Below are 16,596 nucleotides of genomic sequence, written 5' to 3'. Positions count from 1 at the left end.
TCTCAATCAAGCTTGATATTGGCGCGCTGCGCAATTTCCTTCATGCGCGGCAATTCGTCGGCAATCAGTTTGGCGAGCTCATCGGATTTGCCATAGGTCGGCTCGAATCCCGATGCCACCAGCTTGCCGCGGGTTTCCTGGTCGGCCAGCGTGTCTGCCAGCGCCTTCTCCAGGCGCGCCTTGACCGGCCCGGGCATGCCGCGCGGCCCGAGAACGGCGAGCCAGGTATCGGCATCAATGTCGGCATAGCCGTTTTCGGCGACGCTGGGCACCTGGGGCGCCATGGACGAGCGCTTGGCCGTGGTGACCGCGATGGCCTTCACTTTCCCGGATTTCATTTGCGGCAGCGCGGCCGCCAGCGTATCGACGGTAAAGGGAATGTGTCCGCCGATCAAGTCATTCATTGCCGGGGCGCTGCCCTTGTAGGGCAGATGCTTCATTTCAAAGCCGCCGGCATGCTGCATCATTTCACCGGCGAAATGGGCGGTCGTGCCGTTGCCATAAGAACCATAGGAATACTTGCCGGGCGCGGCCTTGGCCGCCGCCACCAGTTCCTTGAAGCTGTTGATCGGCACCGAGGGATGAGCCAGCAGTACCATCGGACTGCGGCCGATGATGCCGATCGGCTCGAAGTTCTTCACCGGATCGTAAGGCAGCTTCGCGTAGATGGCCGGATTGACCGTGAAAGTGGTGCCGGAACTGATCAGCAGGGTGTAGCCGTCCGGATTGGCGCGCGCCACGGCACCCGCACCGATGATGGTGCCGGCGCCGGCCTTGTTTTCCACGATCACCGTCTGTCCGAGGCGGTCGCCCAGGGTCTTGCCCACCTGGCGGGCAATCATGTCGGTGGCGCCGCCCGGCGGGAACGGCACCACCAGAGTGATCGGCTTGGATGGATAGTCCTGCGCCTGGGCGAAGGCAATGGGAAACGTCGCGATGCATGCCGCAGCGATGCTGCCGCCGAGTCGGGTAAGCGAAATCTTCATTTGATGCTCCTTGCAAGATGAACTTGGGTGCCGCGACCGTTTCCGATCGAATCTGAAGAAATCATAGGCCTCGGCGGCGCTTGCCACCAGCATATAGTTTAGAAAGTTCGATTGCCGTTTCGGCATGGCTTGAGGCACAATGCACCCATGGCGAACACACGAGTCCTGCAAGAAACCGCAGTGCGGTACTTCCTTGAAGTCGTCCGCAGCGGATCCATCACCAAGGCGGCGGACAAGCTCAATGTCGCCTCTTCCGCCGTGAGCCGGCAGATTGCGCGTCTCGAAGGAGAGCTCGGGACGCCGCTGTTCGACCGCCGCGCGCGCGGCACCGTGCCCAACGCGGCCGGCGAACTGCTGGCTTCCTATGCGCTGAGGATGCAGCTCGAAACCGACCGCATCGGCAATGAATTATCGGCGCTCAAGGGTTTGCGGCGCGGGGAAGTCAGGCTGGCCTGCACGACCGGCTTTTCCATCCATTTCCTGCCGAACCTGATCCAGCGCTTCCGCAAGCAGCATGCCGGCATTCATTTCCAAATGTCGGTCGGCTCCTTCTCGGATGTCGCCAACCGCGTTCTTGAAGGGGAGGCCGATATCGGCATCTCCTTCACGCTGAGCGCCACCCGCGGCATCAAGGTGCAGCATGCGGAACCCGCGCCGATCTTCGCCATCATGCTGACGTCGCATCCGCTGGCGGCCTCGCCTCAGGTGACGCTTGCCGATCTTGCCGCCTATCCGCTGGCACTGCCGGCAAAGAAAATCGCGATGCGCCAGCTGATCGATATCTGCTGTGCCCGCAAGAACCTGGTGATCGATCCGGTGCTGACCAGCGATTCGCTGGAAGCCATGATCAATTTCGTGCTGGCCGAAGGCGGCATTGCTTTCTCCGCCGAATTGCCGGTACGTCACCTGCTCAAGGAAGGACGCATCAAGGCGATTCCGATCCGCAGCCGCGACCTCGCGCCGTTCCAGCTTGAAGTGCAGACGCTCGCCGGCCGCATTCTTCCGCGGGCGGTGCAAGCCTTTCTGGACGCGCTGGTTGCAGCCATTCCGGAAGCGGATGACACCGCAAGGAAGGATGCGGAGGCGCAGGCTCCGCTTGCCTGAGACGGCGTGACGGCGCGTTGCCGCTCCTCAGGGAGCGGCGGTCACGCGCCAGACGACGTTGCCCACATCATCGGATACCAGCAATGCTCCCAAACGGTCAGCGGCGATGCCGATCGGGCGTCCCGATGCCTTGCCGTCCTCCGAAAGAAATCCGGTCAGCACGTCCGTGGCGGGTCCGGCCGGCTTGCCATCCTTGAACGGCACGAAGATCACCTTGTAGCCGCTGTGGGGGCGGCGGTTCCATGAGCCATGCTGGGCGACGAATGCCCCGCCCGCGTATTGCGGCGGCAGGCGCTTGCCGTCATGGAAAAGTATGCCAAACGAGGCGGTATGCGCGCCCAGGGCATAGTCGGGCATGATCGCCGACGCCACCAGGTCCGGCCTCGGCGGCTTCATCCTTTCGTCCACGTTCTGTCCGAAATAGCTGTAAGGCCAGCCGTAGAAACCGCCGTCCCTGACTGTTGTCATGTAGTCGGGCACCAGATCGCTGCCGATTTCATCGCGCTCGTTCACCGTGGTCCAGAGCGCTCCCGTTTGCGGATGCCATGCCAGGCCATTGGGATTGCGCAGTCCCGAAGCGAACAGGCGCGACGTGCCTTTTGCCGGATCGACCTCGAGAATCGCAGCCCGATTGACTTCGTTGTCCATGCCCAGCTCGCCCACGTTGCTGTTCGAGCCGACGGTAACGTACAGGCGCGAGCCATCCTGGCTGGCGATGACGTTCTTGGTCCAGTGATGATTGACCCGTCCGGCAGGCAGATCCACTACCTTGACGCCCGCTTCCCTGATTTGGGTTGCGCCAGGCTGGTAGGGAAAGCGCACCAGGGCATCGGTATTGGCCACATACAGCGTATCGCCGACCAGCGCCATGCCGAAAGGCGAGTTCAGTCCCTCGAGGAATGTCGTGCGCACTTCCGGGACGCCGTCCCCATCCGCATCGCGCAGCAGCGTAATGCGATTGGCACTCGGCACGCCGGCGCCGGCGCGCTTCATCACTTTCTTCATGATCCATCCGGCGAGGCCGGAGCGTGCGCCTTCGGCATCGGCGGGCCGATTGGATTCGGCGACCAGCACGTCGCCATTGGGAAGCGTGTACAGCCAGCGCGGATGATCAAGACCACTGGCAAATGCCTTGACGGCCAGGCCAGGACTAGCCGTCGGCGTCACGCCGTCCGGCCAGCCCTGTGCCGGCGCGATGTTCACCGTCGGCATCAGGCCTTTTACCGGTGCTGGCAGCTCCGGCCGGGTTCCGATCCCCGCCTCCACTGGCAATTTTGCCGTTTCCGCGCAAGCATTCAGTAACAGAATTCCGGAAAACATGACGGGATAACGGACTGTGCGCATGATTAATCGCTCCTGGTCTGGGCGTATTGAAGGCGTTGTGAAGGGATGAATCGGGATCGCAAACTTCCTTTAAAGACAAGCCACAGGATTTTACGTTCACCATTTCCGTATCCCATCAACGCCCTGCCTCGGAGATGCGAAAAGGCGCCCTCCTGTTCCCCTTAGCGCACTTGTGCGCGATGCGTGCGAGGCTTCCCGCGCGATCGGCATTTTTCCATCACGCCGATGAAATCCGCTGTAGCCGACCAATGAGACCATCAATATCTACGGGACGAACGCAAGCTTCAAACCAGGTTATGCGTTCAGCATGGCATCTTCACCCGTCAGGCCAGCGCCTGGGGTGGTATCCGGAACGGGCTCACGCAGGAATGCGACAAGCGCGCGAGAAAATACCTTCAGGCGGCTGCCTGAAACGCAAACGGCGAAATGCGAGGTACCGTTGGCAGCGGCCGTGAACATGCGCAACCCCGGCAGACGTCGCTGTCTATTCCCATTCCTTCATATTATTAACTATGAACCGGAGCGTCGTTTTCCCCTGCGCGGTGCAATGCGGACCAGGGACATTGACACTTCGATGACTTCGCGTTCGTGCTCCACATAGATCGTTGACGGTTTTCCGTTCAACTGTTCCAGCAGCACGCAGTCCTTGGTGTATCGGACGGTTCCGAACTGTCCATGCTCCAGCTCCTGTCCGGGTTTAAGTAAGGTTTTTTCCAACATCTTGCAAATCCAACCCCAAGTATTTTGAACAGTCTCTGTGGCATCGCCGGACCCACCATGGATGCCCTCCCCGATCCACATGCCTCGCTAGTGGAAAAATCCAGCAGTCCCAAAGAGCCTGTTTGAAAGCTGAATGCGCGATGCAAAATCATGTTTCCTTTGAGAAACTATATCTTCGCAGTTTTGCTGTCCGGGTTCAATGCTCCATCGTCAAAATGAGAATGATTGGTGCTCCCTTGACCTACGGATGTTGTTAATCCGCGCCGCGATCCAGAAAATCCGCGGGACTGCCCGAGGAAGGATGGACAAAATGTCGAGCGGATTTTTCGGCGCAGCATAAGCACTGATGCAATGAATGGCATGGGATCGGTATTGCCTGCCCACCTTGGTACCGTCATGCGATGTCGGCTTCCTTTTGATTACTGGCGGCTCTCCTTGCACGCGCATCCCTGAAATTCGCAAGCTGAGATTAATTCAAATTCGGCCGCGTGATTTTCAAAATTCCTAAAGTCCGGATGTTGGATAGGCTTTTGAACAGATGAGGTTGAGGCTTTCCATCTGCCGGGAGTCTTTGTCTTTATTTCATGAAGACGCCAGCATGCCGGCATGCCATGCGCATTGCATGGATAGCTATTACGGGGTGTTCAATCGCCAGACACGGACATAATCAATTTCATAGGCGTTTCCGGTGCCAGTCGGCGTATTCCCGTTCGAGGGCTTGCCGCTCTCTCCACCAAACCAGAGGCTCAGCAGTATATACATTCGGCTTGGCATGGCCGCGCCGACTTTATTTCCCCGGGCAACGCCGTTGAAGTAAAAGGTGGAACCTGTGCTGTCCCATTTGACCGCGTACACATTGAATGACTGCGATAGAGGCGGGAATGGCCCGAAATACTGCGAGTTCACATTCCGGTTGGTATCAAGCCAGACCGTCGCGCCATATCCTATCGGCTCGTTATTATTATTTGACCAGTAGCCTTTGTTCTGGGAGCCAGGGTACGCTTCCATGATATCGATTTCGGGGCGCGTTTCGCCGTCGTGATTGAACAGCCAGAATGCAGGCCACGGCCCTATCCCTCTCGGCAGTTTGGCGCAAATTTCAAAATACCCATACGTCTGGTAGAACTTGCGATCGGTATCGATGGTTCTGTTATAGAACTTGCCGCCCTGGGATTGCGGCCAGATCCGCAACTTGCCGTTGCGGTTATTGTTCACGTCGTAATTGACGGGCCCTTTTGGCGTCTCGTACCAGATGGCATTGTTCCATTTGCTGGCATCCAGCCCGGAACCCGTATTGAACTCGTCGCTGAACGTAAGGGTATAGTTGCTCAGGGACTCGCCGGATGTTATGTACGGCAGTGTTGCCGATGGTGTGGACGAAGGTGCCGGGCAGGTCGTTTGTGCCAGCGCCCCGGTGGATTGCACCAGCAGCGAGGCGGCGGCCAGCAAGCCCGCAGCCGACGGTAACAGGTAAGTTTTCATGGCATTTCCTTAGCGGTTTGCGTTGGCTGAGCCAGCGCCGCGCCCTTCCTTGGTCCGATGGATTTTCAACAATTCAGTGACATACAGACGGCACGCCAGCGGAGTGCTCTCTTCGAGACACTCGTTTCTCAGGCCGGCGAAGCCCAGCGGAACAATGGCATTGGATGCACCCGGCGGATCGAACGGCGTGACGGTTGACCGGAAGTCACGGCCATTGTTTGCGGCAACGGCCTGACCGAAAGCAGCACCGTCCAGGGCCAGCAACTGTTCAAGCGGCAACGGGTTCCGGTAAGGAACTGTCATGAAGGGATCGGAGACGTTTTGCGCCAGCCCGGGCAAGCCGGCGACCAGCAGGCTGACCATGGCGCCAGCTTTGAATGTGTGAAACAGGCCCATCGTAGGCTCCTCCAGTTAATGAAGGCCTCACGTGCTGTCAGCTACCCATTGCAACCGTTGCAACCGCGGTATATACCGGACCACGCAGGCCATCAATAGCATTCGCAGGTCTCCTCTGCGTCACAACGCATGCCTGCGAATTGCGAATACAAGGACACCATCATTAGCTCGCTACGAATCTCCCGTTTGATAAGACGCAAGCCAACGTCATGCCAAGGGCCAAACCGCAGGGCACTTCCCGCATCTTTCTGCTGCGCAGGGTCAGCTGCCACGTGCATGGGGTGAATGATGAAGCAAAGTAGCATTAATTTGCTGGTCTGCGTATGGAGCCCCCGCGGTAACCAGCACTCATGTTGCCGATAATGGTAAACCTCGACATTGCTTCATTAATCCCGTCGCCTTTAGTCTGAGCGCCATCGAACGTGTTCAAGCTTGACTTAACGGTTGTTGGTTTGCCCACGGCTCATCCCCACCATCGGCTCGCTCTAATAGACCTGCCCGGCCAGAATGCGCCGCTTGAGCAGCTCATACTCTTCCGATGAGATGGTCCCCTCCTGCAATAGCCTGTTCAGGTCGGCCATTTCGCCACCATGGGGATAGCCGCGAGCAGTGTCGTGCTCGCTTCTGGTTCGGTGCTTGCGCACCCGGAGCGCAACCGCGATCAATAAAGTCGCAATGGCAAAGGCTCCCGTGATATATCCGATGGCACTCACTCTGCTCCCCCTGTCTGTACGGTGACGTTTTTTGTTTCCATTAGGGTAGCGTGTTTTTAAGACACGCCCGCGCCTTTATCATGCTGCGCGGCATTTTAGCGACAGTAGTCGGCATTGCCCGAACACCGCGGCCGGTTATTCGCCAATGTCGACCGGCGATACGTCTTTCGCACATGTAGACGATTGCACCTGCTGTGCGGGGATGCATTGACGGCGCTTGCCGAAATTGCAAGGTCCGATCAGTGATCACGCTACCTGAAATCAAGCCAAGGCTAGACAATGCTGACAGCAGGGCTCAACAATGTCTTGTTCGAGACGCAGACATCGGAACTGCTTGTCTATCTGTTCAGTGCGGATACACTACTCGAAGTCTCGCGGTGCCAGGAGCGGCCGCTCGTACACTGGGCGCAGATGGCCGAGCAGCTCAGCCCTCCGCACGGGACTTCTCAACAAGCATACGAAAGACGGACATGGCAACTGGTACGGTGAAGTGGTTCAACGATTCCAAGGGTTTCGGTTTTATTAGTCCCGATGACGGCGGCGAGGATTTATTTGCGCATTTTTCGGCAATCAACTCGTCCGGCTTCAAATCGCTGAAGGAAGGCCAGAAGGTATCTTATGAGCCGACGACGGGCCCGAAAGGCAAGCAGGCTTCCAGCATTACACCGCTCTAACGCTTCGTCACTACGGCATCGACCGTGCAGCCATGATCCGGCGTCAATTCGACTTGCCACATTGAACATAAAAATGCCCGATGCCTTACAGGCACCGGGCCAAATCTACCGTCAAGTAGAGTTCACTGCTATATGACAGAAACTATTTTCCTTAGTTCAACCTGTCCACGAAGTAAGCGAGTCGGTGTAATCCTTCAGTTCAATCCATAACGCCAAACGTTTCACGATGTCGTGTCGTCACGCCTGGTTCCAACGGCAATCTGCCTCCTTCGATTCGCCGCGACTGCACTTCGGCGAAGCGCGATTCCATGTCCTGGGGCAGGTCCAGCACTATCTCGCCCTCGATGGTGAGGCTGTCGGAATGTAGCTCCAGGTTCAGCCTGTCTTTCGGCACACCAGGCAAATCCGCCAGCAGCGTGATTTCCGCACTGTCCTCAACCACCAGGCGCAATACGATCGCGTCATCCTTGCCTGTGCCGCCTTGAGTATTCAGGTCAGCGCTCTCCTTGCGAGTGAGATTGTGTTCTTCACTCATGATCTGATCCTCCTTACCTTTTTAATATACGGAGATGCGCTGCGGCTGCGCGGACTTCTTGCGCTTGATACTGAAACGGAGCACGCCGTCGCGGTATTTTGCGTTGACTTTATCCGGGTCCAAGTCATCGGACAGGCTGATGATCCGCTTGAACTGACCCGCAAAGCGCTCGTTCAGATGCACGATAGCCTTTTCATCTTTGGTGAAGAGGTCGCCCTTGCGTTGACCGGAGACAGTCAGTACGCCGCGCTCGACGTTGACTTGCAGCGACGATGAATAGATGGATTTGGATGGCGTCTCCACGGGGATTCGAACCCCGGTACTCACCGTGAAAGGGTGATGTCCTAGGCCTCTAGACGATGGAGACGTATATGGCGGAGCGGACGGGGCTCGAACCCGCGACCCCCGGCGTGACAGGCCGGTATTCTAACCAACTGAACTACCACTCCGCGTGAGAGGCATTTCTTTGAGGAGCGCAACTTTACACGAAACTATCGATGTCGCCAAGTGCGGAATGGAACAAACTTTCCCGTACGATTTGAAAAGGCGTACCAACAAATGATGCTACGGCATTGCGCCAGCCCAGGCACTTCGGATGCGGTGAATCGGCCATGCCTAATGTCGCGTCACAGAGCTGCAGGGCAGGTAATGTCCCGCGCGTGGCGGCAGTACGTTTGCCATCTGCAGCAACCGGATTTCGGTACATGGATCCTGCAGGTACAGCAGCTGCGCCGCCATCTTGTCATACACCGTAATTTCGCCCGTCGGGTGAACGCACAAATGATGCTTTACCGTGCCGTTGGGGTATAGGACATCAATGTTCGAGAAGGGATCGACTCGAATACGATAGCGCACGCCAGTGCTGGCGCCGATAACATGAAATTGTCTCGTTCTACGAAATTCCAGGCGCTGCTCGCCGTTCAACAATCTGAGTAAAAGACACAATGACCTGCGCTTTGCCCGACGTTCCCTCTGCAGCGCGTCCTGCCAGGCTTGCGCATTCTTGCGCTGCGTCTGCAGCAGATAGGCCTTGATCGATTCATAGAAGACAAGGAATCCGCTGCGTCTTCCGTACACGTCGGACCGGGCACTCTCCGAAGAGATATCACCAACCGCCGGTCCAACGTCCGCGGCCGGTGCGCTCCGCAAAATCTGTTGATAGATGGAGCGCCATACCGTATGCAGCATGGCCATCGCTAACCGCCGATAATTCTTGGCACCAGCACAATTTCTTCCATGCTCGCATCAAACTCCTGGATCGTATGCTTGGGGGCTGCCTTGGATTTCGAACCAAATGCAGAATAGCCTTTGGCGATCGACCGGCTAAACATGTCCTGCGCCGCCAGGATTTCTTCCATACGGTCCATATTCCACTTCAATTGTGTGTGACCTGTACGGTCCATCACGCTCATTTCACCTATGCGCGATTGAGGTGTCTTTTCCATCATTAACTCCTTGACAACGAACGCAACACGACTTCCCTGCTAGCTTGACCGAGGCAAGTTAATCGTCAATACCGAATACCGCCCTGTTCCTCCGACCCTTGCACCAGCGCGAGGCGATGGTCTTAAGGACAATGCGATATGCATCTTCTTTGCAGCCCAGCCAGTGCGGTGCAGCGCAAACAAGATATTTACAGATTAGTATTGTCTTTGAACGACATCTCTTTATGCCGAAGAAACCGTGATATTGGTCAAGAGTGACGACACCGACCATGTGCGAGGAAAGAAGACAAGCGCGAGAAGCAAAAGAAGAACCATTGTGACTGCCGACTCATGAAGACCATTCCTTGAAACAGGCTCGTAGAACCTGGCAGATGGGTTCAATGGCAGACATGACTGCGCAACAGGATGAAATCGTTTCTGCTATCGACCTGCCGGCACTGCGCTGACAAGACAAAACGACCGGTCGTTGCGTGGATTCATTGATAACAGCGCCAGTTTGATATTGAACGCGGACATCCCCTTCTGCTGCGGCTCCGGTACGGCCGGGTCTTCCCATGGGCAAAAATCCACCCGGCCGCGAGGTGATTTTTGATCATTGGCAAAGAACATTTCCTTAACCGCGGTGGATCTGCTCGTTGACACGCAACTGCGGTATGGTGGCTACTAGAGTGGATTGCAGATGGATGTACGGTCGCCTCGGCTTGTCTTGGGCGCACGGCGGCGTTGGTCGTCGCTGGTGTGGCCCGCCACACGGCGCTTCTCCCGCCTTGCCCTGCATCCCAAGGCAAGCCGATACTTCCGTACACTCATCCGCAATCCGCTCTAATCCAACCCTGAGCCAAACCATGCGATGAGACCCCGTCTTTTCCGCTGGATAGCGTATGTCAGACTTGCCAGGCGAAAAAACCATTGCGCCCATCTGGCATGGGAAGGCTCGGGATTGGTATGAGCCGACTGCGTTGCGTTTCAACGGCAGTGACGGCTGATGTGCCAATTTCAGAACCTATGAACCATCAGACAAGCGTTAGCACTTTGGGCAGGGTTGAATGGCATAAAGGTTGTGCCGGCAATATTTGCAAACCATAACACCTCTGCCCACCAAGAAGGCGGTAATGCGGCGGTGATAGGCAAGCATGGTGTCAATTGCGCAATGAACCGGCAGGAGAAGACAATGGGAGATACGCGAAATGAAGATGAACGATTCCGAGATGGACCGCATCGCAAATGATGCAGCATCGCTCAAACGGGCAATTACCGAAAAGTTGCTCTATACCATTGGCAAAATGCCTTCATCGGCGGATGCGCGTGACTGGCTCAATGCGGCATCGCTTGCAGTACGCGACAGACTCGTGGAGCGCTGGGTCAAGACCATGCGCGCTTCTTGCCAGAGTGATGCCAAGCAGGTTTGTTATCTGTCGATGGAATTCCTGGTGGGGCGCAGCTTCACCAATGCCGCTCTTGCGCTGGGTATCTACACTGAATTGAAGCAGGCATTCGCCGCGCTCGACACCGATATCGAAGAAATTGTCTGTACCGAGGCCGATGCTGCGCTCGGCAACGGAGGCTTGGGACGTCTAGCCGCCTGCTTCCTGGATTCCATGGCGACGCTTGGCATCTCGGGCATGGGTTATGGCATTCGGTATGACTACGGCATGTTCAGGCAAGACATTGTCGAAGGTCATCAAGTCGAGCATCCCGACTACTGGCTCATGAGAGGGAATCCCTGGGAATTCGCACGGCCCGAAATCCAGTATCGCGTGCGTTTCGGCGGCCGCACGGAGCAGCACGGCGCAGACACCAGGTGGATCGGCACGGAGGATATCCTGGCGTTCGCCTACGACACCATCATTCCCGGATACGGCACCGAGCTCACTAATACGCTGCGGCTCTGGTCAGCGAAGGCGACCGATGAAATCGACTTGTTGGCATTCAACCGCGGGAATTACTTTGGCGCTGTTGAGCGCAGGATCCATTCCGAGAACGTTTCCCGGGTACTGTATCCAGACGATTCCACCATGAGCGGACGCGAACTACGACTGCGCCAGGAGTACTTCTTCGTGTCCGCCAGCATACAGGACATGTTGCAACGCCACCTGCAACGCCATGGTCGCCTCGATAACCTTCTCGATACGATCGCTGTCCATCTCAATGATACCCATCCGGTTCTGGCCATACCGGAATTGATGCGGCTGCTGATAGACGAACATGGCATGGAATGGGAATATGCGTGGGAATTGGTTTGCAGGGTCTTCTCCTATACCAATCACACCTTGATGCATGAAGCGCTGGAGACCTGGCCCCTTGACATGGTCGGGCGCATGCTGCCGCGCCATCTGGAGATCATTTTCGAAATCAATTCCCGCTTCCTGATCTCGGTTGCCGAGCGCATGGGGACCGACCACGACCTCTTGCGCCGCATATCGCTCATTGATGAACACGGCGAGAGACGGGTGCGGATGGCTTATCTTGCAGTTGTCGGAAGCCACAAGATCAATGGCGTCTCGAAACTGCACTCGCAATTGATGACGCAATCCATCTTCGCTGACTTCGCACGTATCTTTCCCGAACGATTTCACAATAAAACCAACGGCATTACCCCGCGGCGCTGGCTGGCGGAAGCCAATCCGTTGCTGGCATCACTGATTGACGAAACCATCGGTCCCGACTGGCGTAGCAATCTCGACCGGCTTGCAGCCTTACGTCCGCTGGCAGACGATCCGGTATTTGTGGACGCTTGCCGGCGCGTCAAGCAAGACAATAAGACGCGCCTGGCCGCCTGGATTCAGGCGAACCTTGGCATCCACCTCAACGCCAAGTCGCTATTTGACGTGCAGGTCAAGCGTATTCATGAATACAAGCGCCAGCTGCTCAACCTTTTGCATGTCGTCACCCGCTACAACCGTATCATTGCGGCCCCCGATGCGGACTGGGTGCCGCGCACCGTCGTGTTTGCCGGCAAGGCGGCATCGGCATACCGCAACGCAAAATTGATCATCAAGCTGATCAACGATGTCGCTCTGAAGGTCAACAACGACCCTCGTGCCGGGGATCTTCTGAAGGTAGTGTTCATCCCGAATTACGGGGTCAGTGCGGCGGAGCGCATCATTCCCGCAGCCGATCTGTCGGAACAGATTTCGCTGGCGGGCACGGAAGCATCCGGCACGGGCAACATGAAGTTTGCGCTGAATGGCGCGCTCACGATCGGCACGCTTGACGGCGCCAATGTTGAAATCCGCGAGCAGGTTGGAGAAGACAATATCTTCATATTCGGCCACACCACAGAAGAAGTGCAGGCAATTCGCAAACATGGTTACGATCCAATGAGAATCTATGAATCGAACAGCGAATTGCGGCATGCCCTCGACCAGATCCGCGGGGGATATTTTTCTCCAGATGAGCCTGGACGGTTCAAGCCTGTCTACGACCTCCTTACCAGCTTTGGCGACCAGTATCTGTTGCTGGCAGACTATGCCAGTTACATCGCAACACAGGACATGGTGGATGCGCTTTACCGGAGCCAGGCGGCGTGGCAAGCGAAGGTAATTCGCAATATCGCCGCCATGGGCATGTTCTCTTCCGACCGTACGATCACGGAGTATGCCAACGAAGTCTGGCACGCCAAACCGATAATGCTGAAGGGTTGAACAGCCGTTAATTCAAAGGCTGGGCCTGAATATTGGTTTCGTGTGGTGGACCCTTCCCAGATGGATGAACTTCCGGCACTCTGCGCGGCGTTTTGAAAATCACGAAACCAACCGAAAAACCAGGTAACGAAGGGCATTGAGCACCTCGCGCAGATCTGTCCTCCGGCGACGGCCGGTTCCCGCTGGTGACGGCAACAAGGGTCCAATGGTCTGCCATTCGTGGTCGCTCAAATCGCTCGGATAGCGCTTGACCTCGCGTGCCTGCCTAGGCTGTCTGGCCGCTGCGGTTCTGTGCACGTGGTAATTTTCCAAGCGCTTGCGCCATTCCAAATTATCGGCTTACTCCGTTATACCCGGTCGACAAACGCCTAGTAAGGCAATTTGAATAATCACGGGCATAAAAGGGTGATTACTTGCCGCCTTGAGTAGTACATGACCCTGCAGAGCCACTGAGTCTGGCCTTGATCGCCTCAGTCACAATATTACCTCCCTCCTTGGCTTCAGTGTACTCAAGGAGACTCTTGATGACGATCGCCATCTCTAGCACGGAGACAGGATCCACTACGGCACAATAGTCTGCATGCCAATCCTTATCTGGCTCGTGGGTCATACGGCGCATAGCTACGGCACAGGCGTCAAGAATTGCTGGTAAGGAGTGCATACGCGTTCCTGGCTAATGCTGCTTGGAAATATCGGTATTACACCTGCATATCTACTGCAATACTATCCCATTGCTATGGGATTTATAACGGTTTCTGTAATAACACTGGCATGGCAGGTACGGTCCCTGCTGCATGGATACATTATTTTTACCAAAAAGGCACCTCGGCCTTTATCAAAGATGGCTCCGCTGAGATGACCTGAGAGAATCTACTCCTCGAGTTGCCCATCTGGTTTGAGACACCAAACACCTCCTGCAGATCATTGAACGCCTTGAGAAGGAGCGAGTAACGCTGGAGATCTTGCATCTGGCTTTCGGATATCCAGTTTGAGAGAGATAATGCTGGATCTCGTTAAGCTTACTGTAAGTCAAAGTAAGATCAGGTAGCGACCTTGGGATCTTAAGCAATGGCAAGGGAAGCATCGACAGCCAGATCGGGGATTGGTGCGGCTGACTGCGTGTGCTGGGCGTTGAAAACGGACTTGAGAACAGCCCCGCTCGCGTACTTCCGATCAGGGCTTTTAAGGAAATCTAATTACATGGGAACGATATTAGACGCTTGTGCGCCCTTTGGTCCCTGGGTAGCTTCAAAGGATACTTTCTGCCCTTCCTTCAGGGACTTGAAGCCTGAGGAGTTGATAGCGGAGAAGTGTGCGAAGAGATCATCTCCACCTTGATCCGGTGTAATGAATCCAAACCCTTTTGCATCGTTAAACCACTTGACGGTACCTGTTGCCATAACATCTTTCAATATATGTTCTGAAATACTCAAGGACAGGATTCGTATAATCAGCTGTGCCAAGAGTCAGTGTATTGAGTAAGTCTTGCGATATCTCTTTCTCAACCGGACAGAGTGTAGCCGAACTAAGCATTTAGGCAAGAGGCGGATTATTCCCTATAACGCTCCAAATACGACAATAGCCTCTTGACAAAATGCGGCATGAAGAAGTTGTTCACATATGCGGCATATATAAAAATTGTCTTCTGTTATATATATGTTTCGCTCGTCGGATCAGGCTTGATCTAAGCTAACTTATTGATTTTTATCACTTGCCGTTCTTGCTTAAAGCAAAGGCAATCTAATGCAACCCGCATGGTACTTGGGGTTACCACTTGTCAAGCCCCGTTTATCCACATAGTTGTCCACAGGTAATGTGGATGGCTGGAAAATCTCTTCTGCAACAAGGACTTATTGAGATTTCTCAAAGTAACTGCCGAGACTTCGCACGGATGACTTCAGTATTTAACCCTACGTTCCCAAGGTCTCAACAGCACCCTTTTAGCCACATGAAGCGGTACCCCATGTTCATAGGCGAAACGGGAAGCTTCCTTCAGCCCCTCTGACTCCAGTATTCGTATTCCTTCTTCTACGATTTCTTCGGTCTCGCTATCCAGCCGTGCCAAGTTGAGTTCGGGGAAAAGCATCTTCTGTACTTGGGGGCTCGCCAGCCACGTCTTCCGTTCATCATCTGTAGAGTTCATCTCAGCAATCCCATTAAGACGCTACAGTGTGCGGTATGGTTAAAGCTAATTTACTGCGGCAGGTCATTCCAAAGACTGCTAACTTTATAAAACAAGCGAAGCTTTAACCAAGCAATGTTAACCAAGTGCAACATTCTTACCCGACTCTTGTTCTGTAAGTTATGCTGACAAGCCAACTTTGAAGGCAATAGAGGTAACAGAAATGGCTGCATTAGATGCTGTAAATGAAAGGCTACACTTCTCAGAACGACTACGGCAGAGTCTCGATCAAGCAGGCCAGGCCCCCGACAGCCCGACAGCATTAGCCCGATTCTTCAATTGTCGATATGACGGAGAGCCAGTCACTGTCCATGCAGTTCGCAAGTGGCTGATTGGCGAAGCAATCCCTACCCAGGAAAAGCTTCGTGTATTGGCACAATGGCTGGAAGTGCCTGCTGACTGGTTACGGTATGGTGCGAATAAAGTTGGCGACTCCAGCCCTCAGAGCAGCCCTCAGAGCGCCTACTCCCGGTACGGCAAAAAGGACCAGGCGATCCTTGAGAGCATCAGGAAACTCGATGACGCACATCAGGAAGCTGTACTGGCTTTGATTCAGTCACTTGTTCGGGCGACTAGAGAAGATGCCAGGAAACATGTTAGGTAACTCAAGGGCTTATGCGCCCGTAGGAGAACGTCTTCTGGCAACGTGACCTGTTCTCCGGGATGTTACTCAAGTCCTCTTCCGTCCAGCTACAGAGGCTTTTCAACGACCTTCACAGAAGTCTTTCAGTATGATTTCAAGCTCGGATCGATTAGCCTTTCGGTGCTGACTATGAGCACGAAGGGCGGCAACAGTAGCGCCAAGTACCACCGGGGCGGCTAGAGCAGCAAGTGACCATGGATTGACCACCGCAAGGCCAGAGATGAAGGCTTCAGGAGGCGGGGAGATCTGAAATATAGACTTCTTGATTGGAGTCAACATTGAATTTGACCTTTCTCATATGTCGAAGTCCAATGGTGGCACCATAGCCCCGATAGTGGTTGTGCATGATCAAACTACGGGCCATACGCTATGCTGCCTTTCCACTGTGCTCCAATGCGAAAAACACCCGCGGCTTTCTATTTATCTCCTTCCACCACATGCCGATGGAGCGGCTTGGGCCTCTTTAAGCTCCCATGTCCATGGGATTTCTAGAAGGCAGAGTATACGGTCTAATGACGCCACTCCGTGAGGTCCATATGAACCGGCTGCCGAAAATAATGATTTTCCTGGGATCTTCGCTGCTACCTGTGGCGGCAATAGCTAGTCGTGCCTGAAGTACTGATGCGAGCCAGTACTGGTGCGGGTCGGCGGGGAACTTTGGGGATTTGAATTCACCAGAAACAGGGTACGCCGCTACGATTTTCCGGTGAATTCATGGCCCCCAAAGA

Annotated in this window: 16 protein-coding genes, 2 tRNA genes and 1 pseudogene; 3 read left to right on the top strand and 16 right to left on the bottom strand. The window is 55.2% G+C overall.

All coding sequences use genetic code 11. The annotated features are described in order from the left end of the window. Nucleotides 1-2 precede the first annotated feature (2 nt). A complete protein-coding gene (locus FH061_RS25605) occupies nt 3-986 on the bottom strand; it encodes a Bug family tripartite tricarboxylate transporter substrate binding protein (RefSeq protein WP_151638672.1) in 984 nt (327 codons plus the stop codon). Nucleotides 987-1,166: 180 nt separating this feature from the next. Between FH061_RS25605 and FH061_RS25600 the strand changes: the two genes are divergently transcribed. Beyond that, nucleotides 1,167-2,090 (top strand): LysR family transcriptional regulator, encoded by a 924-nt coding sequence (locus FH061_RS25600; RefSeq protein WP_318841049.1) that lies wholly within the window; start codon nt 1,167-1,169, stop codon nt 2,088-2,090. 27 nt (nt 2,091-2,117) lie between these two features. On the opposite strand, the gene FH061_RS25595 is transcribed toward FH061_RS25600, so the two are convergent. The 5 genes from FH061_RS25595 to FH061_RS25575 all read right to left on the bottom strand — a co-directional run bounded on the left by FH061_RS25595 (nt 2,118) and on the right by FH061_RS25575 (nt 6,745). Then, nucleotides 2,118-3,434 (bottom strand): PQQ-dependent sugar dehydrogenase, encoded by a 1,317-nt coding sequence (locus tag FH061_RS25595; protein WP_151638670.1) that lies wholly within the window; start codon nt 3,432-3,434, stop codon nt 2,118-2,120. A 510-nt stretch (nt 3,435-3,944) separates the two neighbouring features. After that, a complete protein-coding gene (locus FH061_RS25590) occupies nt 3,945-4,154 on the bottom strand; it encodes a hypothetical protein (RefSeq protein ID WP_151638669.1) in 210 nt (69 codons plus the stop codon). A 633-nt stretch (nt 4,155-4,787) separates the two neighbouring features. Then, nucleotides 4,788-5,636: a glycoside hydrolase family 16 protein gene (locus tag FH061_RS25585; RefSeq protein ID WP_151638668.1), complete on the bottom strand. Its 849-nt coding sequence runs from the start codon at nt 5,634-5,636 to the stop codon at nt 4,788-4,790. A gap of 9 nt (nt 5,637-5,645) precedes the next feature. After that, nucleotides 5,646-6,032, bottom strand: a complete 387-nt coding sequence (locus tag FH061_RS25580) for a hypothetical protein (protein ID WP_151638667.1) — start codon at nt 6,030-6,032, stop codon at nt 5,646-5,648. A gap of 485 nt (nt 6,033-6,517) precedes the next feature. Next, nucleotides 6,518-6,745, bottom strand: a complete 228-nt coding sequence (locus FH061_RS25575) for an SHOCT domain-containing protein (protein ID WP_151638666.1) — start codon at nt 6,743-6,745, stop codon at nt 6,518-6,520. Between the two features lie 470 nt (nt 6,746-7,215). On the opposite strand from FH061_RS25575, the gene FH061_RS25570 reads away from it, so the two are divergent. After that, complete coding sequence (locus tag FH061_RS25570; RefSeq protein ID WP_151638665.1) at nt 7,216-7,419, top strand: cold-shock protein; 204 nt, start codon at nt 7,216-7,218, stop codon at nt 7,417-7,419. 199 nt (nt 7,420-7,618) lie between these two features. Here the strand turns inward: FH061_RS25570 and FH061_RS25565 are convergent, their stop codons facing one another. From FH061_RS25565 to FH061_RS25535, 7 genes are all read right to left on the bottom strand, one after another. Further along, on the bottom strand, nt 7,619-7,954 hold the full coding sequence (locus FH061_RS25565) for an Hsp20/alpha crystallin family protein (RefSeq protein ID WP_151638664.1): 336 nt from the start codon (nt 7,952-7,954) through the stop codon (nt 7,619-7,621). Nucleotides 7,955-7,975: 21 nt separating this feature from the next. Next, nucleotides 7,976-8,281, bottom strand: coding sequence for an Hsp20/alpha crystallin family protein (locus FH061_RS25560; protein ID WP_151638663.1), 306 nt, complete (start codon nt 8,279-8,281; stop codon nt 7,976-7,978). Next, a tRNA-Glu gene (locus FH061_RS25555) sits at nt 8,246-8,321 on the bottom strand. The genes FH061_RS25560 and FH061_RS25555 overlap by 36 nt, the downstream gene beginning before the upstream one ends. A 5-nt stretch (nt 8,322-8,326) precedes the next feature. Then, nucleotides 8,327-8,403 (bottom strand) — tRNA-Asp (locus FH061_RS25550). 166 nt (nt 8,404-8,569) lie between these two features. Next, nucleotides 8,570-9,148, bottom strand: coding sequence for a hypothetical protein (locus FH061_RS25545; protein ID WP_151638662.1), 579 nt, complete (start codon nt 9,146-9,148; stop codon nt 8,570-8,572). A gap of 2 nt (nt 9,149-9,150) precedes the next feature. Beyond that, nucleotides 9,151-9,402, bottom strand: coding sequence for a hypothetical protein (locus FH061_RS25540; protein ID WP_151638661.1), 252 nt, complete (start codon nt 9,400-9,402; stop codon nt 9,151-9,153). Between the two features lie 417 nt (nt 9,403-9,819). Then, entirely contained in the window at nt 9,820-10,008 is a 189-nt protein-coding gene (locus FH061_RS25535; RefSeq protein WP_151638660.1) for a hypothetical protein, read from the bottom strand. Between the two features lie 578 nt (nt 10,009-10,586). On the opposite strand from FH061_RS25535, the gene FH061_RS25530 reads away from it, so the two are divergent. Continuing rightward, nucleotides 10,587-13,043: a glycogen/starch/alpha-glucan phosphorylase gene (locus FH061_RS25530; RefSeq protein ID WP_151638659.1), complete on the top strand. Its 2,457-nt coding sequence runs from the start codon at nt 10,587-10,589 to the stop codon at nt 13,041-13,043. A gap of 117 nt (nt 13,044-13,160) precedes the next feature. Here the strand turns inward: FH061_RS25530 and FH061_RS31270 are convergent. From FH061_RS31270 to FH061_RS25515, 3 genes and pseudogenes are all read right to left on the bottom strand, one after another. Continuing rightward, nucleotides 13,161-13,340, bottom strand: a pseudogene (locus FH061_RS31270) (transposase); the annotation flags it as partial. A gap of 899 nt (nt 13,341-14,239) precedes the next feature. Continuing rightward, complete coding sequence (locus FH061_RS25520) at nt 14,240-14,443, bottom strand: cold-shock protein (protein ID WP_151638709.1); 204 nt, start codon at nt 14,441-14,443, stop codon at nt 14,240-14,242. Between the two features lie 497 nt (nt 14,444-14,940). Continuing rightward, entirely contained in the window at nt 14,941-15,186 is a 246-nt protein-coding gene (locus tag FH061_RS25515; RefSeq protein ID WP_151638657.1) for a hypothetical protein, read from the bottom strand. Between the last annotated feature and the right edge of the window lie 1,410 nt (nt 15,187-16,596).

Origin of the sequence: Noviherbaspirillum aerium (assembly GCF_008929045.1) — a bacterium.
Classification (GTDB): Bacteria; Pseudomonadota; Gammaproteobacteria; order Burkholderiales; family Burkholderiaceae_D; genus Noviherbaspirillum; species Noviherbaspirillum aerium.
Note: the sequence above shows the minus strand (reverse complement) of the source record. Positions and strands in the feature narration are given on the sequence as shown.